Raw genomic sequence first — 26,383 nt, forward strand, 5'->3', positions numbered from 1 at the left:
GGGCCGAGGGGAGCGGGGTCGTGGCGGGGTGTCCCCGCAGGACGAGCGCGCGACCACGGCCCGACAGCCGCGAGGTGCCCGCACGCGCCGAGCCGGGGAGACACCCCGGCGGCGGCCCCGCTCCCCGGACCGGAACGGCCCCGCCCCGCCGAGCACCCCGCAGGGGACCGGCCGGGCCGCCCGCAGGGCACCCCGCAGGGGGTCGGTCAGTAGGACTTGGGGAGGCCCAGGGTTTGGTGGGAGACGAAGTTGAGGATCATCTCGCGGCTGACCGGGGCGATGCGGGCGACGCGGGAGGCCGTGATGAGGGAGCCCAGGCCGTATTCGCGGGTGAGGCCGTTGCCGCCGAGGGTGTGGACGGACTGGTCCACCGCGCGGACGCACGCCTCGCCCGCCGCGTACTTCGCCATGTTCGCGGCCTCGCCCGCGCCCATGTCGTCGCCCGCGTCGTACAGCGCGGCCGCCTTCTGGGTCATGAGGCGGGCCAGTTCCAGTTCGATGTGGGCCTGGGCCAGCGGGTGGGCCACGGCCTGGTGGGCGCCGATCGGCTCCTTCCACACCTGGCGGGTCTTCGCGTACTCGACGGCGCGGGCGAGGGCGTAGCGGCCCATGCCGATGGCGAAGGCGGCGGTCATGATGCGTTCGGGGTTGAGGCCCGCGAAGAGCTGGAGGAGGCCCGCGTCCTCGTCGCCGACCAGGGCGGAGGCGGGCAGGCGGACCTCGTCCAGGGTCAGTTCGAACTGCTTCTCCGCCGCCTGGAGTTCCATGTCTATGACCGAGCGGCCGAAGCCCGGGGTGTCGCGCGGGACGATGAACAGGCAGGGCTTGAGGCGGCCGGTGCGGGCGTCCTCGGTGCGGCCGACGATGAGGGTGGCGTCGGCGATGTCGACGCCGGAGATGAAGACCTTGCGGCCGGTGAGGATCCAGTCGTCGCCGTCGCGGCGGGCCGTGGTGGTGATGCGGTGGGAGTTGGAGCCGGCGTCGGGTTCGGTGATGCCGAAGGCCATGGTGCGGGTGCCGTCGGCGAGGCCGGGGAGCCAGGCCTGCTTCTGGTCGTCGGTGCCGAAGCGGGCGATGACCGTGCCGCAGATGGCGGGCGAGACGACCATCATGAGCAGGGGGCAGCCGGCGGCGCCCAGTTCTTCGAGGACGATGGCCAGTTCGGCGATGCCGCCGCCCCCGCCGCCGTATTCCTCGGGGAGGTTGACGCCGAGGTAGCCGAGCTTCGCGGCGTCGGCCCACAGTTCGTCGGGGTGGCCGCCCTCGCGGGCGACGCGGGCGAGGTACTCGCGGCCGTAGCGCTGCCCGAGGGCGGCGACGGCGGTGCGCAGGGCCTTGTGTTCGGCGGACTCGATGGTGGAGCTCATGACTGCGGTTCCTCCTGGACTACGGCGAGCAGGGCGCCGAACTCGACCTGTTGGCCGGTGGCGGCGTGGAGCGCGGCGAGCGTGCCGGAGGCCGGAGCGAGGATGCGGTGCTCCATCTTCATGGCCTCCAGCCAGAGCAGGGGCTGCCCGGCGGTGACGGGGCTGCCGGGGGCGAGGCCCTCGGCGACGCGGACGACGGTGCCGGGCATGGGGGCGAGCAGGGATCCCGGTTCGGTGCGGTCCTGGGGGTCAGGGAACCGGGGGACGGGGGTGAGGGTGTGGGATCCGAGCGGGGAGTCGACGTAGACCTCGGCGCTGTTCGAATTTCGTTTCACGTGGAACATCCGCCGGATGCCGTCGACTTCGAGGGTGACGAGGTGCCGCTCGGCCGACAGGACGCGCACGCCGGGGTGGTCCACGGGGTGGTACTGGACCTCGTACTCGGTGCCGGCGGTGGTGTAGCGGCGGGTCTGCGGCTGGGAGCGGAGGTTGCGCCAGGCGCCGAGGCGGGCGGCGAGGGGTGCGTCCGGGGCGGGGGCGGCGTCGGCGAGGGCCGCGGCCAGGGCGGCGGTGCCGGCGTCCGGGGTGGTCCCGGTGAGGGCGGCGAGGTGGCGCTCGTAGAAGCCGGTGTCGAGCTGTGCGGCGGTGAACTCCGGATGGCGCAGGGAGCCGACGAGGAGAGCGCGGTTGGTGGTGAGCCCGTGGATGCGGGCTCCGGCGAGGGCGTGGGCGAGGGCGCGTACGGCTTCGGCCCGGGTGGGGGCGTGGGCGACGACCTTGGCGAGCATGGGGTCGTAGTGGATGCCGACGGTGTCTCCGTCGGTGAAGCCGGTGTCGACGCGGACGGCGCCGGGGATGTCGAGGGTGTGCAGGACGCCGGTCTGGGGGCGCCAGTCCTGGGCGGGGTCCTCGGCGTAGAGGCGGGCCTCGACGGCGTGGCCGGTGGGCTCGGGGGGCTCCGGGGGCAGGGCCTCTCCCTCGGCGACGCGCAGTTGGAGGGCGACGAGGTCGAGGCCGAAGACTGCTTCGGTGACGGGGTGCTCGACCTGGAGGCGGGTGTTCATCTCCAGGAAGTAGGGGCGGCCGTCGGCGGTGACGAGGAATTCGACGGTGCCCGCTCCCCGGTAGGAGACGGCGCGGGCGGCGGCGACGGCGGCCGCGTGCAGGGTGTCGCGGAGGGTTTCGGGCAGGCCCGGGGCGGGGGCCTCCTCGATCACCTTCTGGTGGCGGCGCTGGAGGGAGCAGTCGCGGGTGCCGAGGGCCCAGACGGTGCCGTGGGCGTCGGCGAGGATCTGCACCTCGACGTGGCGGCCGCGCTCCACGTAGGGCTCGGCGAAGACCTCGCCGTCGCCGAAGGCGGAGGCGGCCTCGGCGGACGCGGCGTGCAGGGCTTCCTTGAGGGCGTCCAGGTCGCGGACCACGCGCATGCCGCGGCCGCCGCCGCCCGCGGCGGCCTTGAGCAGGAGGGGCAGGTCGGCGGGGGTGGCGGTGGCCGGGTCGACGGGGTCGAGGAGCGGGACGCCGGCGGCGCGCATCAGTTCCTTGGCCCGGGTCTTGGAGGCCATGGCCTCGATGGCCTCGGGGGGCGGGCCGATCCAGGTGAGGCCGGAGTCCTGGACCTGGCGGGCGAAGTCGGCGTTCTCGGAGAGGAAGCCGTAGCCGGGGTGGACGGCGTCGGCCCCGGCGGCGAGCGCGGCCTTGATGACCAGGTCGCCGCGCAGGTAGGTGTCGGCGGGGGCCGCGCCCGGCAGCCGTACGGCCGCGTCGGCGGCACGGACGTGCAGGGCGTCGGCGTCCGGGTCGGAGTGGACGGCGACGGTGGCCAGGCCCAGGTCGCGGGCGGTGCGGAAGATCCGTACGGCGATCTCGCCCCGGTTGGCGACGAGGAGGGAGGTCAGGTTCGTCATGTGCGGGCTCACATCCGGAAGACGCCGAAGCCGCCACGGGCGCCCTCGACGGGGGCGTTGTGGACGGCCGACAGGCACAGGCCGAGGACGGTACGGGTGTCGCGCGGGTCGATGACGCCGTCGTCGTAGATCCGCCCGGACAGGAACATGGGGAGGGATTCGGATTCGATCTGCGCCTCGACGAAGGCGCGCATCCCGGCGTCCTGCTCCTCGTCGTACGGGAGTCCCTTGGCGGCGGCGGACTGCCGGGACACGATGGAGAGGACTCCGGCGAGCTGCTGGGGGCCCATGACGGCGGACTTGGCGCTGGGCCAGGCGAAGAGGAAGCGGGGCTCGTAGGCCCGGCCGCACATGCCGTAGTGGCCGGCGCCGTAGCTGGCGCCGATGAGCACGGACAGGTGCGGGACCTTCGAGTTGGAGACCGCGTTGATCATCATCGAGCCGTGTTTGACGATGCCGCCCTGCTCGTACTCCTTGCCGACCATGTAGCCGGTGGTGTTGTGGAGGAAGAGGAGCGGGATGTCGCGCTGGTTGGCGAGCTGGATGAACTGGGCGGCCTTCTGGGACTCGGCGCTGAACAGGACGCCCTGGGCGTTGGCGAGGATGCCGACGGGATAGCCGTGGAGGGTGGCCCAGCCGGTGACGAGGCTGGTGCCGTAGAGCGGCTTGAACTCGTCGAAGTCCGAGGCGTCGACGATGCGGGCGATGACCTCGCGGGGGTCGAAGGGGGTCTTCAGGTCGGGCGGGACGATCCCGAGGAGTTCCTCCGGGTCGTAGAGGGGTTCGTCGGCCTTCGGCGGGTCCTGGTGGGCCTTGCGGTGGTTCAGGCGGGCCACGATGCGGCGGGCCTGGCGGATGGCGTCGTACTCGTCGAGGGCGTAGTGGTCGGCGAGTCCGGAGGTGCGGGCGTGCATGTCGGCGCCGCCGAGGGACTCGTCGTCGCTCTCCTCGCCGGTGGCCATCTTGACCAGGGGCGGGCCGCCGAGGAACACCTTGGACCGGTCCTTGATCATGACGGTGTGGTCGGACATGCCGGGGACGTACGCGCCTCCGGCGGTGGAGTTGCCGAAGACGACGGCGACGGTCGGGATGCCCTCGGCGGAGAGCCGGGTGAGGTCGCGGAAGATCGCCCCGCCCGGGATGAAGATCTCCTTCTGGGAGGGCAGGTCGGCGCCGCCGGACTCGACGAGGCTGATGACGGGGAGGCGGTTCTGCCGGGCGATCTCGTTGGCCCGCAGCGCCTTCTTCAGCGTCCAGGGGTTGCTGGCGCCGCCGCGGACGGTGGGGTCGTTGGCGGTGACCAGGCACTCGACGCCCTCGACCGTGCCGATGCCGGTGACCATGGAGGCGCCGACGGGGTAGTCGCTGCCCCAGGCGGCGAGCGGGGACAGCTCCAGGAACGGGGTGTCGGGGTCGAGGAGCAGCTCGACGCGCTCGCGCGCCAGGAGCTTGCCGCGCTTCTTGTGCCGGGCCGTGTACTTCTCCCCGCCGCCCTCCAGGGCCTTGGCGTGCTCGGCGTCGAGGGCGTCGAGGCGCTCCAGTGCGGCCGTACGGGCCCGGGTGTGCTCGGGGGCTTGGGGGTCGACGGTGGTGCGCAGGCGGGTCATGGGCCGGTCCCCTCCGGGGGCGGGAGCAGGTGGACGGGGATGTCGAGGTGGCGGGCGCGCAGCCATTCGCCGAGGGCCTTGGCCTGGGGGTCGAAGCGGTGGCCGGAGGCGACGCCGTCGCCGAGGATCCCGGTGACGGTGAAGTTCAGGGCGCGCAGGGCGGGCAGTTCGTGCCGCTGCACGGCGAGGCCGCGGGTCTCGGGGAGCAGGGCCCGGAAGCGGTCGACGGTGAGGGTGTCGCGCAGCCAGTCCCACGCGGGGGCGGTGCCGACCCAGATGCCGACGTTGGCGTCGCCGCCCTTGTCGCCGCTGCGGGCCCCGGCCAGTGCCCCGAGGGGGGCGCGGACGGTCTCCCGGGGCTCCGCCCCGGACCCGGCGGGGGCTGCGCCCCCGACCCCTTCGGGGGCTCCGCCCCCGGACCCCCGCGCCTCAAACGCCGGCGAGGCTGAAAGTGCGGCGGGGATCTGGATGTGGGTGCCGTCCGGGAGGACTGCGGTGTGGGGGACCTGCGTTGCCGGGGCGGAGGTGGAGGCGAAGACGCCGTAGGGCTGGGCCGGGCCCGGTGGGGTGGTGACGTGGAAGCCCGGGTAGCTGCCGAGGGCCAGTTCGACGGCCTTCGAGGTCAGGGCGCGGCCGACCCGGTCCGGGGACGGGTCGCGGACCACCAGGCGCAGCAGGGCGCTCGCCGTCTCCTCCGTGTCGGCGTCCGCGTGGTCGGTGCGGGCCAGGGTCCAGGCGGCGTCGGCGACGCCCTCCAGGGTCTCGGCGAGCTGGGAGCGGACCAGCTCGGCCTTCGCATCGATGTCCAGGCCGGTGAGGACGAAGACCACCTCGTTGCGCCAGCCGCCGATCCGGGTCACGCCCACCTTGAGGGAGGCCGGCGGACGCTCCCCGCGCACGCCGGAGATGCGCACCCGGTCGGCGCCGTCGTCGGTCAGCCGGACGGTGTCCAGGCGGGCGGTCACGTCCGGGCCCAGGTAGCGGACGCCCTGGGTCTCGTAGAGGAGCTGTGCGGTGACGGTGCCGGTGGTGACGGCTCCGCCGGTGCCGGGGTGTTTGGTGATGACCGCCGAGCCGTCCGCGGAGATCTCCGCGAGCGGGAAGCCGGGGCGGCGGACGTCGTGGGCGGTGAAGAAGGAGTAGTTGCCGCCGGTGGCCTGGGTGCCGCATTCCAGGACGTGGCCGGCGACGACCGCCCCCGCCAGCCGGTCGTGGTCCTCCGGCGTCCAGTCGAACCACCAGGCGGCCGGGCCGCTGACCAGCGCCGCGTCCGTGACCCGGCCGGTGACGACCACGTCCGCGCCGGCCCGCAGGCAGGCGGTGATCCCGGCGCCGCCGAGGTAGGCGTTGGCCGTCAGGGCGCCTTCCTCGCGCGAGGTGAGGTCGTCGCCCTCGACGTGGGCCACGGAGACGGGCACGCCCACCTTGGCGGCCAGCGCCCGTACCGCGTCGGCGAGTCCGGCCGGATGCAGGCCGCCCGCGTTCGTGACGATCCGTACGCCCCGCTCGTGCGCGAGCCCGAGGCCCTCCTCCAGCTGGCGCAGGAAGGTCTTGGCGTAGCCGAGGTCGGGGTTCTTCAGGCGGTCCCGGCCCAGGATCAGCATGGTCAGCTCGGCCAGGTAGTCCCCGGTCAGCACGTCGAGGGGGCCGCCGGTGAGCATCTCGGTCAGGGCGCTGAAGCGGTCGCCGTAGAAGCCGGACGCGTTGCCGATGCGCAGCGGCCGCCGGTTCATCGCCCGGCCTCCTGATCCGGTCCGGCAGCCGGGTCCCGGCCCGCAGCCGGGTCCTGTCCGGCCTCCGGCTGCCGTCCGGCGCCCGGCTCGCGGCCCGCGCCGGCCGGGCCGGCGAAGGCCTGGGCGATGTTCAGCCAGCGGTCGGCGTCGGGGCCGGTCGCGGTCAGGTCCAGGTCGGCGCGGTGGGCGCGCTGGGTGACCAGCAGGCAGAAGTCGAGCGCCGGCCCGGTGATCCGCTGCGGGGCCTGCGGCGGCCCGTACGCCCAGACCTGCGCGCCGTCGGGGGCGGTCAGCTCCACCCGGAACTCCCCTTCGGGTGCGGGCAGTCCGCGTACGGCGTAGGCGTAGTCGCGGGCCCGTACGCCGATGCGCGCCACGTGCCGCAGGCGCGCGGTCGCTGTGCGGCGCACTCCGAGCGCGTCGGCGACGTCCTGTCCGTGCGCCCAGGTCTCCATCAGGCGGGCGCTGGCCATCGAGGCGGCTTTCATCGGCGGCCCGTACCAGGGGAAACGGGTGTCGGGCGAGGCCGTGGCGAGGGCCTGGGCGAGGGTGTCGCGGGTCCCCCGCCAGCGGACGAGCAGTTCGGCGGGCGGCAGCCCCGCGCCCTCGCGCGCGCCGTCGTCGACGAAGGAGTCGGGGGCCTTCAGCGCCTCCTCGACCATGACGCCGAAGCCCGTGGCGTCGGTGAGGGAGAGCAGCGATGCCCGGTCGGTCCAGTGCAGGTGGGCGATCTGGTGGGCGACGGTCCAGCCGGGCGCTGGAGTGGGCCGGGCCCAGTCCGCGGCGGGCAACCCCGCGACGAGGGAGTCGAGTTCACGCCCCTCGTCGCGCAGATCGGTGAAGACGGCGACGGCGGCGTCGACGGCGGACGGATCGGGCACGGTGCGCTCCCCTTCTCGGCGTGAGGGGAAGACTGGCAGCACCCAAGAAAACAATCAAGCATGCTTGCATGATTTTCTCGACCGATGTCGAGCGGGGTGACGGCTTCCCGCCACCCGCGCCAAACCGCGCCGCTCCATGGGCAGTTGATCCACATCCGCATCGGCCGCAGGTCTCGCGGCACGACCGCGCCGGGGACCCCGGAGGGCGATTCAGGCCGTACGCCGGAAACTCGCGATACGTCACCGGATGTCCCGTCGATACTGAACGCTCCGCTCCGGGCCCGGGCGGGCACCCACGTTCGTGACACTCGACGAAGAGGATGAACCGACGTGACCCCAGCCGCCCAACCTCCTTTCTCCCTCTATCCCGAACTCGACGCGACCGCCCTCGGCGCCTTCGTCTCGGCGCTGGAGAGCGGCGACGTCACCGGCCTGCCGCCCGCCCGCGCCGCCGAGATCGCCGAGGCGCGCGCCCTCGCCGTCTTCACCCGCGGCAAGGTGACCGGAGCCGACGGCGACCTCCTCGACGCGGCACTCTGGCGGCACACCGGGGCCCAGCCGCGCCCGATGATCGTCATGCCTTCCCCCTGGACCGGGCTGGGCTGGCTCGTGTACGCCGTCCAGGCCACCTTGTTCGCGGCCCGCGGCTACAACGTCATCGCGTACTCCGCCCGCGGATTCGGCGGTTCCGAGGGGCAGGTCGACGTGGCCGGCCCGCTCGACGTCGCCGACGGCAGCCGCGCCCTGGACCACCTGATCGAGCGCAGCACCGGCCCCGTGACGAAGATAGGTTTCCTCGGGGACTCGTACGGCTCCGGCATCGGCCAACTGGTCGCCGCGCACGACACCCGCGTCGACGCCGTGGTCGCGCTCAGCACCTGGGGCGACCTCGGGGAGGCCTTCTACGAGAACTCGACCCGCCACGTCGCGGCGGTACGGGCCCTGCTCAGGGCCGCCGCGAACGCCCGGCTGAGCCCGCAGACGAAGAGCGTCTTCGACAACGTCCTGACCGGGAGCGACGTCCGGGGCACCCTGCGCTGGGCCGAAGTGCGCTCGCCCTTCACCCACATCAAGGAACTCAACCGCCGCCAGGTGCCGGTCTTCTTCTCGCACGCCTGGCACGAGACGCTCTTCCCGACCAACCAGACGCTGCGGATGTTCAACGAGCTCACCGGGCCCAAACGCCTCGCCGTCTCCATCGGCGACCACTCGGGCCCCGAGATGTCGGGCGTCCTCGGGCTGCCGAACCGGATCTGGACGGACGCCCACCGCTGGTTCGACCACCACCTCAAGGACATCGACAACGGCATCGGGGAAGAGGGGCAGTTCATCGGCGAGGTCATGTGGAGCAAGACCCTCGAACCCCGCCCCACCTGGCCCTCCGCCACCGAAGCGCTGCAACGCCTCTACCTCGCCGACGGCGGTGAGCTCGGCCCGGAGGCGGAGGCCGGCTGGACGGCGACCGTGCTGTGCGGGATGGACACCCCGGCGACCGTCGCCGACAAGGTCGTCGAGTCCGGGTACGCGGAGATGGCCGGCCGCCCCAAGACCTACCCGACCGAGGACATGGACCGCACCGTCGCCGCCGTCTGGACGGCGGAACCGGCCGCGGAGACCGTCCGGCTGCGCGGCACGCCCCGGCTCCGCGTGACCTACCGCGCGGCGAACCCGGGCTCCACCTTCGTCGCGTACCTCCTCGACACGGCCCCGGACGGCTCGGCCCACCTCGTCACGCACGCCCCGTACAGCGACCTCGACTCGCCGCCCGACAGCCTGATCAGCGCGGACATCGAGCTCCAGGCCACGGCGTACGACGTACAGCGCGGCCACCGCCTGATGCTGGTGATCGACGCCCGCGACCCGTTCTACGCCGACGCCAACCTGCCCCGCGCGACGCTGGACTTCACCTCCCCGGAGGCCACCCCGTCGTACCTGGAGCTCCCCCTCGGCTGATGCCGTGCGCCCGCCCAGCCGGTCCCCCGCGGCCGTCCGGGCGGGCGCACGCTCCACAGATGACGCACGGCGGACCGGTCCGGTTGCAGGCGCGGCCCGGCTACCAGTTGTCGTAGTAGCCGAAGATGTCGACGACCAGGTCGGCGCTGTCCCAGCCCTGGTTCCAGAAGTCGACGATGCCGTATTCACCGGCGCTCGCCTGGACCAGGTTGGCGGCGGTCCTGCCCGCCGTCCAGTTCAGGGTGGAGGACACCGGACGCTGCGGGGGCGTGGCGGTCCTGTCGGCGTAGCTGCCGGTGGTGTTGGGGTCCGGTGCGACCGAGAGGAAGCCCGCGCCGCGCGTGTTGGTGACCGTGGTGTTCAGCACCCAGGCCTCCTGGCCCAGCGAGAACGCCTGCCAGAGGTACCCGCGCGTGGGCCACGGCCCCTTGGACCAGCTCTCGCGCGTGTCGATCTGCCGGACGGGCGTCACCGGCACGTAGGCGCAGGGGCTCGCGGCGCTGTACGTGCCGACCAGGTCCACGATGACGTCGGACGGCGCCCAGGAGCCGTTGCGGACGGTGATCCGGCCGTCCTTGTCGACCGGCACGATCACCGAGTTGGCGACCGTCTGCCCGGCGGTGAAGTTCACGTTGGACGTGGTCGGCGCCGCCTGCCCGGCCGGGTGGACGGTCAGGTGACCGGCCTCCTGCGGGTTGGTGGCCGTCACGTTCAGCGCGACGGCGGTGGCGCCCGGTTCGGCCACCTTGACGGTGAAGGAACCCTGGCCGGCGACCGCGCCGGCCGCCGTGCCCGTCCCGGAGCGGGTGTCGACGACCCGGGCCGGCGCCTGCGGGGCGTACCCGCTGGCTTCCTCCCGGCCGAAGTAACCGGTGACGTCCGCGATCAGGTCGACCGGCTCCCAGCCGCCGTTGTACAGCTCGACGTAGCCGTCCTCACCGACCTGCGCGATCACCAGGTTCGGAACGGTCTGACCGGCCTCGAAGTTGATGTTCGACGCGGTCGGCCGCGTGCTGCCGGAGGCGAAGACCTTGACGTGCCCGCCACTGGTGGCGTTGGCGGCGGTCACGTTGAGCGCGACGGCGGTGACCCCGGCGGGGATGCCGCCGTTGCCCGCGACCTTCAGCCGGGTCGAGGAGTACCCCTTGACCTTGCCCTTGACGGCGCCCGTACCGCTGCGCGTGTCCAGCAGGCGGGTGGGACCGTACGGGGTGAACTCCGAGCCCGCGGTCCTGACCCGGACCTCCTTGGTGTCGCTCGTCCCGAGTACCGGATCGACGACGGTGGCCTTGATCGTGTACTCGCCGAGCTCCTTGTAGGTGTGCGGGGTCCGCGTCTCCGAGGAACCGGACGCCGTCACCGTGCCCGTGGTCCCGTCACCCCAGTCGATGGTGGTGTCCAGCGGCGGCGTGCCCCTGCCGAGCGAGGTCGTCAGCTCGACGCTGTGCGCCGAGGACGACCGGGCGCTCAGGAAGAGGCTCAGCTGCGCGCCGCTCGGGCCGACGGCACTCGTGAAGGTCTGCGCCCCTGCCGCCGGGTCGACGGCGGGCGCCCCCGCCGCCTGCCCGGCGGGCTTGACCGGATCAGCGGCCTGAGCCGTGCCGGGTATGAAACCGATGCTTGCCGCCACGATGGCGGCAGCGGACATGACGAGTCGGCGATTCCGCACCGATCCCCCCGTATTTCAGCTGTTGAACGCGCTCAGCTTGAGCGCGCGCACAGCCTACAGAGCACCGCGCGGGCCCTCACCGGAGTATCGGCCCGACTCCGGCATCCGCCTCAGCACACCTGGCCCGGGCCCGCCCGGGACGTGGCGCGGAGGAGGTCGCGCAGGAGGTCGAAGTCGACCTTGGCGGGGTTGCGGAAGCGGAGGCAGGCTTTGCCCATGTCGTGGGCCGCGAGGCGGTCGGCGAAGGCGTCCCGTACGTCCGTGCGCATCAGGTAGAAGGAGATGTACTGCTTCTGGTTCGCCCAGGCGATCTCCCCGTCGGTCCCGCCCGGCCGTACGTACACCGGCATCCCGTACGCGATGCGCTCCTCGAAGCCCTCCAGTTCCGTCACGCACAGCGCGCGCAGGCGGGCGAGGGCCGGGCGGCGGGCTTCGGGTGCGGCGTCCAGGTAGGCGGCGACGTCCATCAGGCGGGCTGCTTTCCGATCTGGGAGCGGACGGCGCCCATGCTGGCCGCGATGACCAGGCCGATGGCCAGGGCGTCCAGCGCCGACATGGCCTGGTTCAGGACGAGGAAGCCCGCGGTGGCGGCGATGGCCGGCTCCAGGCTCATCAGGATCGCGAAGGTCGGGGCGGGCATCCGCCGCAGGGCGAGGAGTTCGAGGGTGTAGGGCAGTACGGAGGACAGTACGGCCACGCCGACGCCCAGCGCGAGGGTGCTGGGGACCAGCAGGTCCGAGCCCGCTTCGTGGACGCCCAGCGGGAACGAGAGGACGGCGGCGGCCGCCATCGCGAGGGCCAGGCCGTCCGCCTGCGGGAAGCGGCGGCCGGTGCGCGCGCTGAACACGATGTACGCCGCCCACATGGCACCCGCGCCGAGCGCGAAGGCCGCGCCCAGCGGGTCGAGGGAGCCGAAGCCGAGGCCGCCCCCGCCGTGTCCGGACAGCAGGGCGACGCCGCCGAGGGCGAGCCCGGCCCACAGGAAGTTCACGAGGCGGCGGGAGACGACGACGGACAGGGCAAGCGGCCCGAGGACCTCCAGGGTGACCGCGGGGCCGAGCGGAATCCGGTCGATGGCCTGGTAGAAGAGGCCGTTCATGCCGGCCATCGCCACGCCGAACGCCGCGACGGTGCCCCAGTCGGAGCGCGTGTACCCGCGCACCTTGGGCCGGCACAGGAGCAGCAGCACGATCGCGGCAGCCGCGAGGCGCAGGGTGACCACGCCCGCCGCACCCGCCCTCGGCATGATCATGACCGCGAGTGCGGCCCCGAACTGGACCGAGACGCCCGCGGAGATCACCAGTGCGACCGGGCCGAAGCGGGACCGGGACCCCTCCGCGGAGAGGTCGGCGGGGAGTGCGGCGGCGGGGGTGGTCGTCGGGGACGCGGAAGGTGCGGGCATTTATCCAGATTAAGCCTTCGTAAGGAGTGTTGCCGCCTCTGTTGCCTTACATGTTCGCTACGGCCGCGTGTCGGGAGCGGCTCCCGCCAGCCCCTCCGCGAGGAGTTCCACGAGGTGACGGGCCCGGACTCCGCCCAGCTGGGCGATCTGGGTCCGGCAGGAGAAGCCGTCCGCCTGCACCAGCGCGCCCGGCGGGGCCGCGCGCAGCGACGGCAGGAGCTGTTCCTCCGCGCAGGCCACCGACACCTCGTGGTGGCCGGGCTCGAAGCCGAAGTTCCCGGCGAGGCCGCAACAGCCCCCGGCGGGCTCGCCCACGAGTCCGGCGCGCTCGCGCAGCCGGCGGTCCGCGGCGTCGCCGAGGACGGCGTGCTGGTGGCAGTGGGTCTGGCCGACCAGGGGACGGTCCAGGCGGGGCGGCCGCCAGGCCGGGGCGTACTCCTCCAGGGTCTCCGCGACGGTCCGTACGGCCGCGGCCAGGCGGGCCGCCCGGGGGTCGTCGGGGAGCAGGGCGGGCAGGTCGGTGCGCAGGGCGGCGGCGCAGCTCGGTTCGAGGACGGTGACGGGGCCGGGGACCTCGCCGAGGGTGTCCAGGGTGCGGCGCAGGACCGTGCGGGCGCGGTCCAGGCGGCCGGTGGAGAGGTAGGTCAGGCCGCAGCAGATCCGGCCGCCGGTGCGGGGGACGGTGACGCGCAGGCCGGCCGCCCGCAGGACGACGAGGGCGGCATGGCCGACCTCGGGGGCGAGGTACTCCGTGAACGTGTCGGGCCACAGGGTGACGGCGGGCCCGCGTCCGGGCCCGGTGTCGGCCCCGGCCCCGGGCTCGACTCCGGCTCCGGCTCCGGCTCCGGCTCCGGCTCCGGCTCCGGCTCCGGCTCCAGGGTCGGCTCCGGCCCCGGACACCGGCCCGACACCGGGTCCGGGCCCGGACACCGCCTCGGGCGCCACCGTGCCCCGTGTGAACGGTCGCTTCGCGAGGGGCGGCAGGTCCCGTTCCCGGGCCAGGCCGGGGAACGGGAACGGCAGGAGGCGCGCTGCCGCGTTGACGGCGCCCGCCGCCCGCAGGCGGTGGATCAGGCGCAGCCACCCCGGCAGTCCGCCCAGCGTGTAGTGGGCGAGCGGCCGGATCCGGCCGGCCCAGTGGTGGTGGAGGAACTCCGACTTGTAGGAGGCCATGTCGACGCCGACCGGGCAGTCGCTCAGGCAGCCCTTGCACCCCAGGCACAGGTCGAGGGCCTCGGCGACCTCCGGCGAGCGCCAGCCGCCGGTGACGATCTCCCCCGCGAGCATCTCGTGCAGCAGCCGGGCGCGGCCGCGCGTGGAGTGCTGCTCCTCGCCGGTGGCCCGGTAGGAGGGGCACATCACGCCGGGGCCGCCCGCCCCGGTCGTCCGGCATTTGGCGACGCCGACGCACCGTGCGACCTCGCGGGCGAAGGGGGTGGCGGGGAGCACCTCGAAGCGGAGGTTCTCGTCCAGCCGGGCGGGCCTGACCAGCGTCCCCGGGTTCATCCCGCCGGCCGGGTCCCACACGTCCTTGTACGCGCCGAAGAGCCGGATCACGTCCGGGCCGTACATCTTCGGCAGGAGTTCGGCGCGGGCCTGCCCGTCGCCGTGTTCGCCCGAGAGGGATCCGCCGTGGGCGACGACGAGGTCGGCCAGTTCCTCGGAGAAGGTGCGGAAGCGGGCCACGCCGGCGGCGGAGGCGAGGTCGAAGTCGATGCGCACGTGGACGCAGCCCTCGCCGAAGTGCCCGTACGGGGTGCCGCGCAGGCCGTGGGCGGCCAGCAGGGCCCGGAACTCCCTCAGGTACGCGCCCAGCCGGGCCGGCGGGACCGCGCAGTCCTCCCAGCCCGGCCAGGCCATCCGCCCGTCGGGGGTCCTGGTCGCGGTGCCGGCGGCGTCCTCGCGGATCCGCCACAGGGCCCGCTGCCGGGCCGGGTCGGTGACGACGAGGGCGTCGAGTGCGTCGGCTCCGCGTACGACGGCCCGCGCTCCGCCCTCGTCCGGCATCTCCACGAACAGCCAGGCCCGCCCGCGGGGCAGCCCCACGGCCCGGCTCTCCCAGCCCGCCCCGCCCGCGGCCCCGCCCAGCAGGTCCTCGGCCATGCCCTCGACCGTCAGGGGCCGGTGCGGGAGCAGCCCGGCGGCCGCGTCCGCCGCCGCGCTCTCGTCGGCGTACCCGAGGACGGCCAGGGCGGGCGCGGGCGGCACTTCCACCAGGCGGACCACGGCCTCGGTGACGACGCCGAGGGTGCCTTCGCTGCCGCAGAAGGCCTGGGCGAGCCGCACGCCGCGTTCGGGGAGGAGCGCGTCGAGGCCGCCGTAGCCGGAGATCCTCCGGGAGAAGGCGGGCGGCATGCCGGTGCGCAGCAGCCCGAGGTGTGCGCCGACGAGTTCGCGCAGGCCGGCGGGGGCGCCGTCCCAGCCGGCGGCGATGCGGTGGGCGGTGCCCGCGTACGTGGTGACGGCGAGTTCGGTGATGTTGTCGGCGGTGGTTCCCCAGGCGACGGAGTGGGCGCCGCACGCGTTGTTGCCGATCATGCCGCCGAGGGTGCAGCGGGAGTGGGTGGAGGGGTCGGGGCCGAAGGTCAGGCCGTGGGGGCGCACCGCGTCCCGGAGCCGGTCGAGGACCAGGCCGGGCTGGACGACGGCGGTGCGGGCGGCCGGGTCGAGGGACACGAGGGCGTTCATGTGCCGGGTGAGGTCGAGGACCACGCCGGCGCCCGTGGCCTGTCCGGCGATGGAGGTGCCGCCGCCCCTCGGGACGACCGGAACGCCGGCCTCGGCGCACACGCGCAGGGCGGCCGCGACGTCGTCGGCGTCGAGCGGGGCGACGACGCCGAGGGGGACGCGCCGGTAGTTGGAGGCGTCCATGGTCACGAGGGCCCGTGCCGCTGCGCCGAAATCGACCTCCCCGCGCAGCTCCGCCCGCAATGTCCGCTCGACTTCACCGGGTGTCGTCACGTCGCCCAGCCTGCCACCGTCCGGCAGGCGTCGCCCCGGCGTCGCGCCGCGTCTCATCCGGTGGACGCGCTTCCGGAGCGTGGACCCGGACCCGATACGCTCCGCTCGTGGCTGAGATCCAGATTCCCGCTGACATCAAGCCCGCCGACGGACGCTTCGGCGCGGGCCCCTCCAAGGTGCGGACCGAGGCGCTGGACGCCCTCGCCGCCACCGGTACCTCCCTGCTCGGAACCTCACACCGCCAGGCCCCGGTCAAGAACCTGGTCGGATCGGTGCGCCAGGGCATCCGGGACCTCTTCTCCCTCCCCGAGGGCTACGAGGTGATCCTGGGCAACGGCGGCTCCACCGCCTTCTGGGACGTCGCGACCGCCGGTCTCATCGAGCGGAAGTCCCAGCACCTGACCTTCGGCGAGTTCTCGTCCAAGTTCGCCAAGGCCGCGAAGCTCGCGCCGTGGCTGGACGAGCCGTCCGTGATCTCCTCCGAGCCGGGTACCCACCCCGAGCCGGTGGCCGAGGCGGGCGTGGACGTGTACGCGTACACCCACAACGAGACCTCGACGGGCGTCGCGGCGCCCGTCGAGCGGGTCGCGGGCGCGGACGCCGGGTCCCTCGTTCTGGTGGACGCGACCTCGGGCGCCGGCGGTCTGCCGGTGGACATCACCGAGACGGACGTCTACTACTTCGCGCCGCAGAAGTCCTTCGCCTCCGACGGCGGGCTGTGGCTGGCGGCCTTCTCCCCGGCGGCGCTGGAGCGCGCGGCGCGCGTGCACGCGTCGGGCCGGCACATCCCGGAGTTCTTCTCGCTGCCGACGGCGATCGACAACTCGCTGAAGAACCAGACGTACAACACCCCGGCGCTGGCCACGCTCTTCCTGCTGGACCAGCAGCTGGAGTGGATGAACAGCCAGGGCGGCCTGGAGTTCACCACGGGCCGTACGGCGGCCAGCGCGCGCAACCTGTACGGCTGGGCGGAGGCGTCCAAGTACGCGACGCCGTTCGTCGTCGACGCCGACAAGCGCTCCGCGGTCATCGGCACGATCGACTTCTCGGACGACATCGACGCGGCGGCCGTCGCGAAGGTGCTGCGCGCCAACGGGATCGTGGACACCGAGCCGTACCGCAAGCTCGGCCGCAACCAGCTGCGCATCGCGATGTTCCCGGCGATCGACCCGGCGGACGTGCAGGCGCTGACGGCCTGCATCGACTACGTGATCGAGAAGCTCTGACCTTCCCCTCTCCGGCTCCGCCGAAGCCCCCGGTGACTGCTCGTCACCGGGGGCTTCGGCCTTTCCGGGACCGGTCCGGTGCGGTGCGGGGACTTTGGTCCCAAAAATCGGGGCAAAGGGTCAGTCAACGCAACACCCGAACCCGCCTCGCGACCTGCGGGTTCACGGTGTGGGACCTTCGACCGCCCGCTCGCCCGCCCGTCCGGCGGACCGCAACCGGGCGCCCTGGATGTCCCTCATGCCTGGTGTGCCGGGAACGCACCCCGGCCCCCGGCCCGTTCAGGAGGAAATCCATGCGCAAGGCACTCACGCTCCCGGCGATCGCCCTCGCCGCGTCGATGGCCCTCGGCACCACCGCCACCGCTTTCGCCGCCACCACCCCCGCCGACGCCGCCCCGCCCACCGCCGCCTCTCCCACCGCCGCCCCGGCCCCGCAGCCCGGGAAGAACTCGCTCAGCCTCTCCACCGACTTCGGCCGCCCCGGCGACAAGGTGGCCGTCACCGTCCGCACCGCCGAGAAGAGCGCCTCCGTCACCTCCCGGGCGTTCACGGGCGGCCGGGTCGACCTCACGAGCGACGGCAAGGGCACTTGGACCGGCACGGCGACCGTGGCCGGGGACGTGACGACCGGCTACTACGGCGTCGAGGCGTTCGCGGGCGGCAAGCAGTTCGACACGGTGAAGTTCTCCACCGAAGCCGGCGGCACCCCCGATGTGAAGCCGACGCCGAAGCCGACCCCCACGCCGCAGCCGACGAAGCCGCCGCAGCCGCACCCCCAGCCGCTGAAGCCGAGCGAGCACAGGACGCCCAGGGGCTCCGTGAACACCGGTGAGGCCCCGGCCGGCCTCCCCGCCGGCACCCCGGCCGCCGGCCTGACCGGGTCCGAACGTGCCTGACGCCGGATCCCCGGACGTGCCCGGCGCCGGACACCCGGCCCGGGCGCCCCGCCGGGGCGGTCGCGCACACCGCGCGGCCGCCCTGGCCGGGGCCGCCGGCCTCACCCTCCTCCTCACGACCGGCTGCTCCGGCGCCGCCGCCCACGGGAACGCGGCCGCCTCCTCGGCCTCCTCCGCCGCTCCCTCCGCCTCCGCCCTCGCCCCCGCCGTCCCCGACCGCGTCACGATCCCCGCGATCGGCGTGGACGCCCCGCTCGACGCCGTCGGCCTCGACGACCGCGGCGTCATGCGGGAACCCGACTTCGCCAAGCCCGACGACGCGGCCTGGTACGACCGGGGCCCCACCCCCGGCGAGGCGGGCGCCGCCGCGATCGTCGGCCACCTGGACACCCCCCGGGCACCCCGGGCCGTCTTCTTCCGCCTCAAGGAGCTCACGAAGGACGCGCGGATCGAGGTCCACCGCGAGGACGGCACCACCGCCGTCTTCACCGTCGACGCGATCGACACCTTCAAGAAGGACGCCTTCCCCACCGACAAGGTCTACGGGGACACCCACGGCCGGCCCGAACTGCGGCTCATCACCTGCGGCGGCACCCTCACGCAGGAACGCCACTGGGACTCCGACGTCGTCGTGTTCGCCCACCTCGCAGGCAAGGCGTAGCCCCGCACGCGATACCTTCAGGAGTTCGTTGGGCGATTCTTGGAGGCAGCGGCGTGAGCGTGCGAGTGACGGCGGCCCAGAGCGGCGTGGACCCCTTCGGCACGGCCCGGCTGCGGCGCGGCGTGCTCGACGCCTGGGGTGCCGGCCCGGCCCGGTTCCGCGAGGACGCCAACGCCGAGGAGGACCTCGCGCTCGGCGGCTACCGCGACCGGCTCGTCGTCGAACTGGCCCAGAACGCCGCCGATGCCGCGGCCCGGGCCAAGGTGCCCGGCCGGCTGCGGATCACGCTCCACGAGGGCGGGTCGGGCCCCGCGCTGCTCGCCGTCGCCAACACCGGTGCCCCGCTGGACGCGACGGGCGTGGAGTCCCTGAGCACCCTGCGGGCCTCCGCCAAGCGGGAGCCCGCCGCGCAGAGCGTCGGCCGCTTCGGCGTCGGTTTCGCCGCCGTCCTCGCCGTCTGCGACGAACCGGCCGTGCTCGGCCGCCACGGCGGTGTCCGCTGGTCCCTCGCCGAGGCCCGCGAACTGGCCCGCGAGGCCGCCGTCGGCAGCCCCGGCCTCGGCGACGAACTGCGCCGCCGCGACGGACACGTACCGCTGCTGCGCCTCCCGCTGCCCGCCGAGGGCACCGCCCCCGAGGGCTACGACACCGTCGTGGTCCTGCCGCTGCGCGACGCCGCCGCCGAGGACCTCGTCGAACGCCTCCTCGCGGGCATCGACGACGCCCTGCTGCTCACCCTGCCCGGACTGTGCGAGATCGTCGTGGAGACCCCGGCCGGCTCGCGCACCCTGGGCCGCCGCGACGAGGGCGCCTACACGGTCGTCGAGGACGTCACCGCCTCCGGTACGCGCACCAACCGCTGGCGCACCGTCCGCCACGGCGGCGCCATCGAGAAGGCGCTGCTCGCCGACCGGCCCGTCGAGGAACGGCTGCGGCCCGCCTGGACGGTGTCGTGGGCGGTGCCCGTCGACGCCGACGGCGCGCCGCTGCGCCCCACCACCGCACCCGTGGTGCACGCCCCGACGCCCACCGACGAGCCGCTGGGCATCCCGGCGCTGCTCATCGCGACCCTGCCGCTGGACACCAGCCGCCGCCACCCCGCGCCGGGGCCGCTGACCGACTTCCTCGTGGAGCGCGCGGCCGACGCGTACGCCGAACTCCTCGGCGCCTGGGACCCGGTGAGCACCGGGCTCGTGGACCTGGTCCCCGGCCCGCTCGGCAAGGGCGAGCTGGACGGCGCCCTGCGCGCCGCCGTGCTGGAACGGCTGCCCCGTACGGCGTTCCTCGCACCGGCCGCGCCCCCCGAGCACGCGGAGGAGCGGGGCGCCCTGCGCCCGTTCGAGGCCGAGGTGGTGGAGGGCGCGGGCGCCGACACCGTACGCGTCCTGGCGGAGGTCCTGCCGACCCTGCTGCCGGCGGGCCTGGAGCGCCGCGCCGAGCTGCGCACCCTGGGGGTGGGCCGGCTCCCGCTGGGCGACGCCATCGAGCGGATCGCGGGCATCGAGCGGACCCCCGAGTGGTGGTACCGGCTCTACGACAGCCTCGCCGGAGTGGACCCCGACCGGCTGTCGGGGCTGCCCGTACCGCTCGCCGACGGCCGCACGACGATCGGGCCGCGCCACGTCCTGCTCCCGTACGCCGAGACGCCCGCGGACCTGGCCCGGCTGGGGCTGAAGGTGGCCCATCCGGAGGCGGCGCACCCGCTGCTGGAGAAGCTCGGCTCCCTCCCCGCGACCCCGCGCGCCGTCCTGACGACCCCGCAGGTGCGGGCCGCGGTGGCCGCGTCCCTGGACGCCGGGGAGATCTGGGACGAGGACGCCGACGCCCTGGACGCCGACGAGCTGGCCGAGGTGGTCCTCGGGCTGGTCCGCGACGCGGAGCTGGCGCCGGGCGACGAGCCGTGGCTGGGTGCGCTGGCCCTGCCCGACGAGGACGGGGAGCTGACCCCGGCGGGCGAACTGCTGCTGCCGGGCTCGCCGCTGGCCGCGGTCATCCGCGAGGACGAGGTCCCGTACGTGGACGCCGAGCTGGCCGAGCGGTGGGGCGCGGCCCCGTTGACCGCCTGCGGGGTGCTGGCGTCCTTCCAGCTGGTGCGCGCCACCGACGTGGTCCTGGACCCGGACGAACTGGAGCCGCGCGAGGGCGACTTCGCCGAACCGGACGACGCGGGCCTGCTGGACGCGGTGGACGTGTGGTGCGAGGACGTGCTGGACCAGCTGCCGGACCTGCCCGTCCCGCCGGTGGCGACCGAACTGGTCGCCGTCCGCGACCTGGACCTCGTCGACGACGACTGCTGGCCGCAGGTGCTGGCGATGCTGGCGCAGCCGCCGCTGCGGGACGCGCTGACCCAGCCGGTGCGGATCCTGCTGCCGGACGGGACGACGCAGTCGGTGCGCCCGTACACGGCGTGGTGGCTGCGCGACCACCCCGTGCTGGACGGCCGCCGCCCGGCGGGCCTGCGCGCGGCGGGCGGCGACCCGCTGCTGGAGGGCCTCTACACCTCGGCGGACGCCACCGGTTTCGAGGACGAGCAGGTGCTGCGGGCGCTGGGCGTACGGACGTCCGTGGCGGCGCTCCTGGACGAACCCGGTGGTGCGGCCGAGCTGCTGGGGCGGCTCGCCGACCCGGAGCGGGAGGTGACGGACCGGCAGCTGCACGGCCTGTACGGCGCGCTGGCCGATCTCGACCCCGAGCAGGTGACGCTGCCGGACGAGCTGCGTGCGGTGGTGGACGGCGAGGTGCTGGTGGTGGACGCGGCGGACGCGGTGATCGCGGACGCCCCGGACCTGCTGCCGCTGGCGGCGGGCCTGCCGCTGCTGCCGGTGTCGCCGGTGCGGGCGGCGGACCTCGCGGAGCTGCTGCAGGTGCGCCGGCTGTCGCAGACGGTGCCGGCGGAGGTGACGACGCCGGGCGAGGAGCACGAGGTGCCGGAGTCGGTGCGGGTGCTGCTGGGTCCGGCGACCCCGGCGACGTACGTCGAGCACGAGGAGCTGGTCGCGGGCGGCACGGAGCTGGACTGGCGGCGCACGCCCGACGGCACCCTCCACGCGTCCACCCTGGAGGGCGTGGCGGCGGGCCTGGCCTGGTCGGCGGGCCAGTGGCCGCGCCGCTTCGAGGTGGCGGCCCTGCTGGAGGACCCGTCCCGCACGGCGGAACTGGCCCGGGACCGCTGGTTCGACTAGCCGGTCCCTTTAGCCGGTCCCTTCGGCCCAGGGGGGTGCCGCCGCCGGGACCCCCGTGGCCCGGCGGTGGCGGACGTCCGTGGACGTGGACGCCGTCGGCAGAAACCTAGCCGTGGACGGGCCCGTCCCGGCGTCCCGGAGCGTTCCGGGACGTCCCGGGACGCGGTCGGGTCACCGCTCCGCGGCGCCCGCGGAGGTCAGGGGCAGCAGGTCGGGGCGCTTGGCGGTGCGGCCGTCGCCGGAGGAGCGGCCGCGCAGGCGGCGGCCCAGCCAGGGGCCGAGGAAGGCGGCCGCCCAGCGCAGTTCGGCCGCGACGGCCGCCCCGGGCGCGGCGGCGGCGCGCGGCGGCAGCGGGTGCGTCCAGGTGTCGTCGCTGCCGGGGAGGCCGACGGCGTGGGCGAGGGCGGCGGCGATGCGTTCGTGGCCGAGGGAGCTGGCGTGCAGCCGGTCCGTGGTCCACATCCGCGGGTCGGCGACGGCTTCCGGCAGGGCGGTCTCGGCGACGGCGACACCGCGGCGGGCGGCCGCCTCGCGGACGCGGTCGTTGAGCTCGGCCAGGCGGGGGACGAGGGGCCGGGCGAGCGGCACGATCCGGCCCAGGTCGGGGAAGGTCACGGTGGCCACCTGCGCTCCGGCCTCGGTGAGCGCGGCGAACATGGCCTCCAGGTGGCCCGCGACCTCCGCCGCGTCGAACCGGGGCCGCAGCACGTCGTTGACCCCCGCGACGACGGTGGCGATGTCGGGCCGCAGGGCCAGGGCGGGGCCGAGCTGTTCGGCGCGGACCTGGCCGGCGAGCCGTCCCCGCACGGCGAGGTTGGCGTACTGCAGGCCGGGGTGCGCGGCGTCGAGGTGTCCGGCGAACCGGTCGGCGAAGCCGCGCAGGCCCGTGGTGTCGTCGCCGTCGCCGAGGCCCTCGGTCTGGCTGTCGCCCAGGGCGACGTAGCGCCGGTACTCAGTGTTCGGCACGTAGGGTCCGCCTCTCTCGCAGGATCGCCGCGCTGCGGCGGCACCAGTCGCGGTGGCCCTGCTCGAAGGCGATGCCGCGCAGGCAGGTCAGGTACCCGCCGATGCGTTCGCCGCGGAGCAGGTACTCCTCCTCGTCCAGGTCGCCGCGCATCTTGCGCAGGACCCTGCCGAGGAGGTCGAGCTTGGCGTCGGCAGCGGCCGCGCGTTCTTCGAGCTGTTCGATGACCGGGTCGGTGCCGATCCGGTCGGCGTTCTGGACCTTGACGAGGAGGTCGTCGCGGATGACGGAGGGCTTGGACGCGGCGGCCGCGAACTCCTCCAGCTCGCTCCGGCCTGCGTCGGTGACCTGGAAGAGCCGCTTGTTGGGCCGGGTCTCCTGGACCACCTGCCGGCCCTCGACCAGGCCTTCCCTCTCCAGCTTGGCCAGCTCGGCGTAGAGCTGCTGGGGGGAGGCGTGCCAGAAGTTCGCGACGCCGATGTCGAAGGACTTCGCCAGCTCGTAGCCGCTGAACTCGCCGTCCAGCAGTGCCGCCAGTACGGCGTGTCGCAGGGCCATCGCGGCTGCCCCTTCCCTTTTCCTCGTGCTCCCCCGCATGATACTCACGAAACTGACTAGTCAATTCCTTGAGTATCAGTAGCAGCACTCAGTACCAGGAGGAGCCGTGGAGTCCGTGATGGAGACCGCCGAACGCTTCCGCGCCGCCGTGGAGAAGCGTGATCTCTCCGCGCTGGAGGACCTGTTCACCGAGGACATCAGGCTGTACAGCCCGGTGAAGTTCCGCCCCTTCGAGGGCAGGCCGATGGTGCTGGGGCTCTTCGGGGTCCTGCTGCGCGTCTTCGAGGACCTGCGCTACGTCGGCCACTTCGAGGGCGCGACCGAGACGAGCGCCGACGGGGCGCAGGCGCCGTCGGCGGTCCTGCCGTTCCGGGCCACGGTGGACGGCAAGGACATCCACGGCATCGACATGCTGCACTTCGACGGGGCGGGCCGGATCAAGGAGTTCACGGTGATGGTCCGCCCCCAGTCCGCGGTCCACACCCTGGGCCAGGCCGTCCTGTCCGGCCTCCAGGCTGACGGCCTCGCCTGAGAAGCCTCCCGCCGATCAGGCGGGGAACTTGCGGTCGACCCAGCGGAAGGTGAACTCGATGAGGGTCGCGGCGGCCGCCGCGACCGCCACCGCGGTCCACGGCATCGTGGTGCCGACCAGCTTGAGCTGGAAGAACTCCTGGAGCCACGGCACGATCAGGACGATCAGGAAGGCGCCGCCCATCGCGCCCACCAGGGCCACCCGCCACCACGTGTACGGGCGCGCGATGATCGCGAGGACCCACATCGAGGTGAGGAACAGCGTCAGCGTCGCCGCGCTGGTCTCCGCGGGCAGGGCTTCCGGGCCCGTGTAGTGGTGGCGGGCGATCAGGTAGGTCACGAAGGTGGCCGTCGCCGCGATCACGCCGCCGGGGATGGCGTAGCGCATCACCCGTTTCACGAAGTGCGGCTTCGCGCGCTCCTTGTTCGGGGCCAGCGCCAGGAAGAAGGCCGGGATGCCGATGGTGAGGGTGGACAGCAGGGTCAGGTGGCGCGGCAGGAAGGGGTACTCGACCTGCGAGCAGACCACCAGGATGGCCAGCAGCACCGAGTAGACCGTCTTGGTGAGGAAGAGGGTGGCCACGCGCGTGATGTTGCCGATGACGCGGCGGCCCTCGGCGACCACCGACGGCAGGGTGGAGAAGCTGTTGTTCAGGAGGACGATCTGCGCGACCGCGCGGGTGGCCTCCGAGCCGGAGCCCATGGAGACGCCGATGTCGGCGTCCTTGAGGGCGAGCACGTCGTTGACGCCGTCGCCGGTCATGGCGACCGTGTGGCCCTTGGACTGCAGGGCGCCGACCATGTCCCGCTTCTGCTGCGGGGTGACGCGTCCGAAGACGGAGTTCTCGTCGAGGACCTGGGCCATCTCGGCCTGCTCCGTGGGGAGCTTCCGGGCGTCGACGGTGTTCTCCGCTCCGGGCAGGCCCAGCTTGCCGGCGACCGCGCCGACGGAGATGGCGTTGTCGCCGGAGATGACCTTCGCCCTGACGTTCTGGTCCTCGAAGTAGCGCAGCGTGTCGGCGGCGTCGGGGCGCAGCCGCTGCTCCAGGACGACCAGGGCGGTCGGCCTGACCCCGGTGGCGACGGCCTCGTCGTCGAGCTCGCGGGCGGAGCGGGCGAGCAGCAGGACCCGCAGGCCCTGTTCGTTGAGGTCGTTGATCTCGTCGAGGGCGGGGTCGCCGGCGGGCAGCAGGACGTCGGGGGCGCCGAGCAGCCAGGTGTTGTTCTCGCCGTCGCCCTCGCTGAAGCTGGCGCCGCTGTACTTGCGGGCGGAGGAGAAGGGCAGGGACTCGGTGCACCGCCACTCGGCGCTGTCGGGGTAGGCGTCGATGATCGCCTGGAGGCTGGCGTTGGGACGGGGGTCGGACTCGCCGAGGGCGCCGAGCACCTTCTTGACGTACGCCGGGTCCGCGCCGCCGAGCGGGCGGAGCTCGGTGACGTCCATGCCGCCCTCGGTGAGGGTGCCGGTCTTGTCGAGGCAGACCACGTCGACGCGGGCGAGGCCCTCGATGGCGGGCAGCTCCTGCACGAGGCACTGTTTGCGGCCGAGGCGGATGACGCCGATCGCGAAGGCGACGGAGGTGAGGAGGACGAGCCCCTCGGGGATCATCGGGACGATTCCGCCGACGGTCCGGGCGATGGCGTCGTTGAGGTTGTTCTCCTTGACGACGAGCTGGCTGATGATCAGGCCGATGGAGGTCGGGATCATCATCCACGTGACGTACTTGAGGATGGTGGAGATGCCGGAGCGCAGCTCGGAGTGGACGAGCGTGAAGCGGGAGGCCTCTTCGGCCAACTGGGCGGCGTAGGCCTCGCGGCCGACCTTGGTGGCGGTGAACGCGCCGCCGCCGGCGACCACGAAGGAGCCGGACATGACATGGTCGCCGGGCTTCTTCAGGACGGGGTCGGCCTCGCCGGTGAGCAGGGACTCGTCGATCTCCAGGCCGTCGGCCTCGCCGACGGAGCCGTCGACGACGACCTTGTCGCCCGGGCCGAGTTCGATGACGTCGCCGAGGACGATCTCGGAGGTGGAGATCTCCGCGGTCCGGCCGTCGCGGCGGACGCTGGGTTTGGCCTCGCCGATGACGGCGAGGCCGTCGAGGGTCTTCTTGGCGCGCAGTTCCTGGATGATGCCGATGCCGGTGTTGGCGATGATCACGAAGCCGAAGAGGCTGTCCTGGATCGGCGCGACGATGAGCATGATCACCCAGAGGACGCCGATGATGGCGTTGAAGCGGGTGAAGACGTTGCCGCGGACGATGTCGGTGGTGGAGCGCGAGGAGCGGACGGGGACGTCGTTGACGTCGCCGCGGGCCACGCGCTCGGCGACCTCGGCGGTGGTCAGCCCGCCCGGCTTGAAGCGGGGTGCCGGTGGCCGTACGGGGTGCACGGGGTCGAGTTCGGCCCCCGCGTCGATGGCCGTGCCGGGGCCCCCGCTCGGCTCCGGCCCGTCGTGCTCGATCCTCGCCCGCTCCGTCATGCCTTCGACGGTAAGCGGGGTCGTACGGCTTCACCCGCCGAGAAGCCCGAAGACGCGACCTCGGGATGACCCGAATCGTCCCCGGGTAGGAGCCGTCAGGCCGCGGCTCCGCCCGATTCCTGCTCGCTCTGCGCGGCCGCGGCGGCGTGCCGCTTGAGGGCCGCCTCGCGGCCGCGGACGTACCAGATGCCGATCAGGCCGAGGAAGCCGCCGGCCGCACAGGTCCAGACCCACCACAGCTGGCCGCGGTCGGCGAACCACCCGTAGAACGGCAGCTGGACCACGAAGAGGGCGAACCACAGGATCGTTCCTCCCGTGACCGTCGCGACGACGGGGCCCTCAAGGGGCTCGGGCGCCTCATGCTTCGCAGTCCATTTCGCCATGCCGCAAGTTTAAGCGGCGGCCG

The 26,383-nt window shown here is 73.9% G+C and carries 19 protein-coding genes; 6 read left to right on the forward strand and 13 right to left on the reverse strand.

The annotated features are described in order from the left end of the window. Nucleotides 1-206 precede the first annotated feature (206 nt). Genes AB0O53_RS37105 through AB0O53_RS37125 form a run of 5 tightly spaced genes read right to left on the reverse strand, consistent with a single transcriptional unit; the run spans nucleotide 207 to nucleotide 7,495 of the window. Nucleotides 207-1,367, reverse strand: a complete 1,161-nt coding sequence (locus AB0O53_RS37105) for an acyl-CoA dehydrogenase family protein (RefSeq protein WP_351001921.1) — start codon at nucleotides 1,365-1,367, stop codon at nucleotides 207-209. After that, nucleotides 1,364-3,274, reverse strand: coding sequence for an ATP-binding protein (locus AB0O53_RS37110; protein ID WP_351001923.1), 1,911 nt, complete (start codon nucleotides 3,272-3,274; stop codon nucleotides 1,364-1,366). The genes AB0O53_RS37105 and AB0O53_RS37110 overlap by 4 nt, the downstream gene beginning before the upstream one ends. A gap of 8 nt (nucleotides 3,275-3,282) precedes the next feature. Then, nucleotides 3,283-4,881 (reverse strand): acyl-CoA carboxylase subunit beta, encoded by a 1,599-nt coding sequence (locus AB0O53_RS37115; RefSeq protein WP_351001925.1) that lies wholly within the window; start codon nucleotides 4,879-4,881, stop codon nucleotides 3,283-3,285. Continuing rightward, nucleotides 4,878-6,614, reverse strand: a complete 1,737-nt coding sequence (locus AB0O53_RS37120) for an acyclic terpene utilization AtuA family protein (RefSeq protein WP_365201532.1) — start codon at nucleotides 6,612-6,614, stop codon at nucleotides 4,878-4,880. The genes AB0O53_RS37115 and AB0O53_RS37120 overlap by 4 nt, the downstream gene beginning before the upstream one ends. Then, the gene (locus AB0O53_RS37125) at nucleotides 6,611-7,495 is read right to left on the reverse strand and encodes a TIGR03084 family metal-binding protein (protein WP_365201533.1); all 885 of its coding nucleotides are present in this window, start codon (nucleotides 7,493-7,495) and stop codon (nucleotides 6,611-6,613) included. Before AB0O53_RS37125 ends, AB0O53_RS37120 begins: the two co-directional genes overlap by 4 nt. Nucleotides 7,496-7,825: 330 nt before the next feature. Between AB0O53_RS37125 and AB0O53_RS37130 the strand changes: the two genes are divergently transcribed. Beyond that, entirely contained in the window at nucleotides 7,826-9,448 is a 1,623-nt protein-coding gene (locus tag AB0O53_RS37130) for a CocE/NonD family hydrolase (protein ID WP_365201536.1), read from the forward strand. Nucleotides 9,449-9,548: 100 nt separating this feature from the next. Here AB0O53_RS37130 and AB0O53_RS37135 read toward each other — a convergent pair whose 3' ends face one another. The 4 genes from AB0O53_RS37135 to AB0O53_RS37150 all read right to left on the reverse strand — a co-directional run bounded on the left by AB0O53_RS37135 (nucleotide 9,549) and on the right by AB0O53_RS37150 (nucleotide 15,537). Further along, a complete protein-coding gene (locus tag AB0O53_RS37135) occupies nucleotides 9,549-11,096 on the reverse strand; it encodes a hypothetical protein (protein WP_351001933.1) in 1,548 nt (515 codons plus the stop codon). 131 nt (nucleotides 11,097-11,227) lie between these two features. Then, complete coding sequence (locus tag AB0O53_RS37140; protein WP_351001935.1) at nucleotides 11,228-11,584, reverse strand: DUF1801 domain-containing protein; 357 nt, start codon at nucleotides 11,582-11,584, stop codon at nucleotides 11,228-11,230. Next, complete coding sequence (locus AB0O53_RS37145) at nucleotides 11,584-12,519, reverse strand: EamA family transporter (protein ID WP_351001937.1); 936 nt, start codon at nucleotides 12,517-12,519, stop codon at nucleotides 11,584-11,586. Before AB0O53_RS37145 ends, AB0O53_RS37140 begins: the two co-directional genes overlap by 1 nt. 57 nt (nucleotides 12,520-12,576) lie before the next feature. Then, nucleotides 12,577-15,537, reverse strand: a complete 2,961-nt coding sequence (locus AB0O53_RS37150) for an FAD-binding and (Fe-S)-binding domain-containing protein (protein WP_435886728.1) — start codon at nucleotides 15,535-15,537, stop codon at nucleotides 12,577-12,579. 50 nt (nucleotides 15,538-15,587) lie between these two features. Between AB0O53_RS37150 and serC the strand changes: the two genes are divergently transcribed. From serC to AB0O53_RS37170, 4 genes are all read left to right on the forward strand, one after another. Next, a complete protein-coding gene (serC, locus tag AB0O53_RS37155) occupies nucleotides 15,588-16,706 on the forward strand; it encodes a phosphoserine transaminase (protein ID WP_351001941.1) in 1,119 nt (372 codons plus the stop codon). Between the two features lie 293 nt (nucleotides 16,707-16,999). After that, complete coding sequence (locus AB0O53_RS37160; RefSeq protein WP_365201541.1) at nucleotides 17,000-17,602, forward strand: hypothetical protein; 603 nt, start codon at nucleotides 17,000-17,002, stop codon at nucleotides 17,600-17,602. Then, nucleotides 17,595-18,263 carry a class F sortase gene (locus AB0O53_RS37165; protein WP_365201544.1) on the forward strand — a complete coding sequence of 223 codons (669 nt, stop codon included), beginning with the start codon at nucleotides 17,595-17,597 and terminating at the stop codon, nucleotides 18,261-18,263. Before AB0O53_RS37160 ends, AB0O53_RS37165 begins: the two co-directional genes overlap by 8 nt. A 53-nt stretch (nucleotides 18,264-18,316) precedes the next feature. After that, entirely contained in the window at nucleotides 18,317-21,445 is a 3,129-nt protein-coding gene (locus tag AB0O53_RS37170) for a sacsin N-terminal ATP-binding-like domain-containing protein (RefSeq protein WP_365201547.1), read from the forward strand. A gap of 171 nt (nucleotides 21,446-21,616) precedes the next feature. Here the strand turns inward: AB0O53_RS37170 and AB0O53_RS37175 are convergent, their stop codons facing one another. Beyond that, nucleotides 21,617-22,411 (reverse strand): SGNH/GDSL hydrolase family protein, encoded by a 795-nt coding sequence (locus tag AB0O53_RS37175; RefSeq protein ID WP_365201550.1) that lies wholly within the window; start codon nucleotides 22,409-22,411, stop codon nucleotides 21,617-21,619. After that, on the reverse strand, nucleotides 22,398-22,967 hold the full coding sequence (locus AB0O53_RS37180) for a PadR family transcriptional regulator (RefSeq protein WP_365201553.1): 570 nt from the start codon (nucleotides 22,965-22,967) through the stop codon (nucleotides 22,398-22,400). The genes AB0O53_RS37175 and AB0O53_RS37180 overlap by 14 nt, the downstream gene beginning before the upstream one ends. Nucleotides 22,968-23,085: 118 nt before the next feature. Between AB0O53_RS37180 and AB0O53_RS37185 the strand changes: the two genes are divergently transcribed. After that, complete coding sequence (locus AB0O53_RS37185) at nucleotides 23,086-23,499, forward strand: nuclear transport factor 2 family protein (RefSeq protein WP_351001970.1); 414 nt, start codon at nucleotides 23,086-23,088, stop codon at nucleotides 23,497-23,499. 15 nt (nucleotides 23,500-23,514) lie between these two features. Here AB0O53_RS37185 and AB0O53_RS37190 read toward each other — a convergent pair whose 3' ends face one another. Together AB0O53_RS37190 and AB0O53_RS37195 are read right to left on the reverse strand one after the other, a co-directional pair. Further along, entirely contained in the window at nucleotides 23,515-25,977 is a 2,463-nt protein-coding gene (locus AB0O53_RS37190; protein ID WP_351001952.1) for a cation-translocating P-type ATPase, read from the reverse strand. Between the two features lie 95 nt (nucleotides 25,978-26,072). After that, a complete protein-coding gene (locus AB0O53_RS37195) occupies nucleotides 26,073-26,360 on the reverse strand; it encodes a DUF2530 domain-containing protein (RefSeq protein WP_351001954.1) in 288 nt (95 codons plus the stop codon). Nucleotides 26,361-26,383 lie beyond the last annotated feature (23 nt).

Source organism: Streptomyces erythrochromogenes, assembly GCF_040684695.1.
GTDB classification, from domain to species: domain Bacteria; phylum Actinomycetota; class Actinomycetes; order Streptomycetales; family Streptomycetaceae; genus Streptomyces; species Streptomyces erythrochromogenes_C.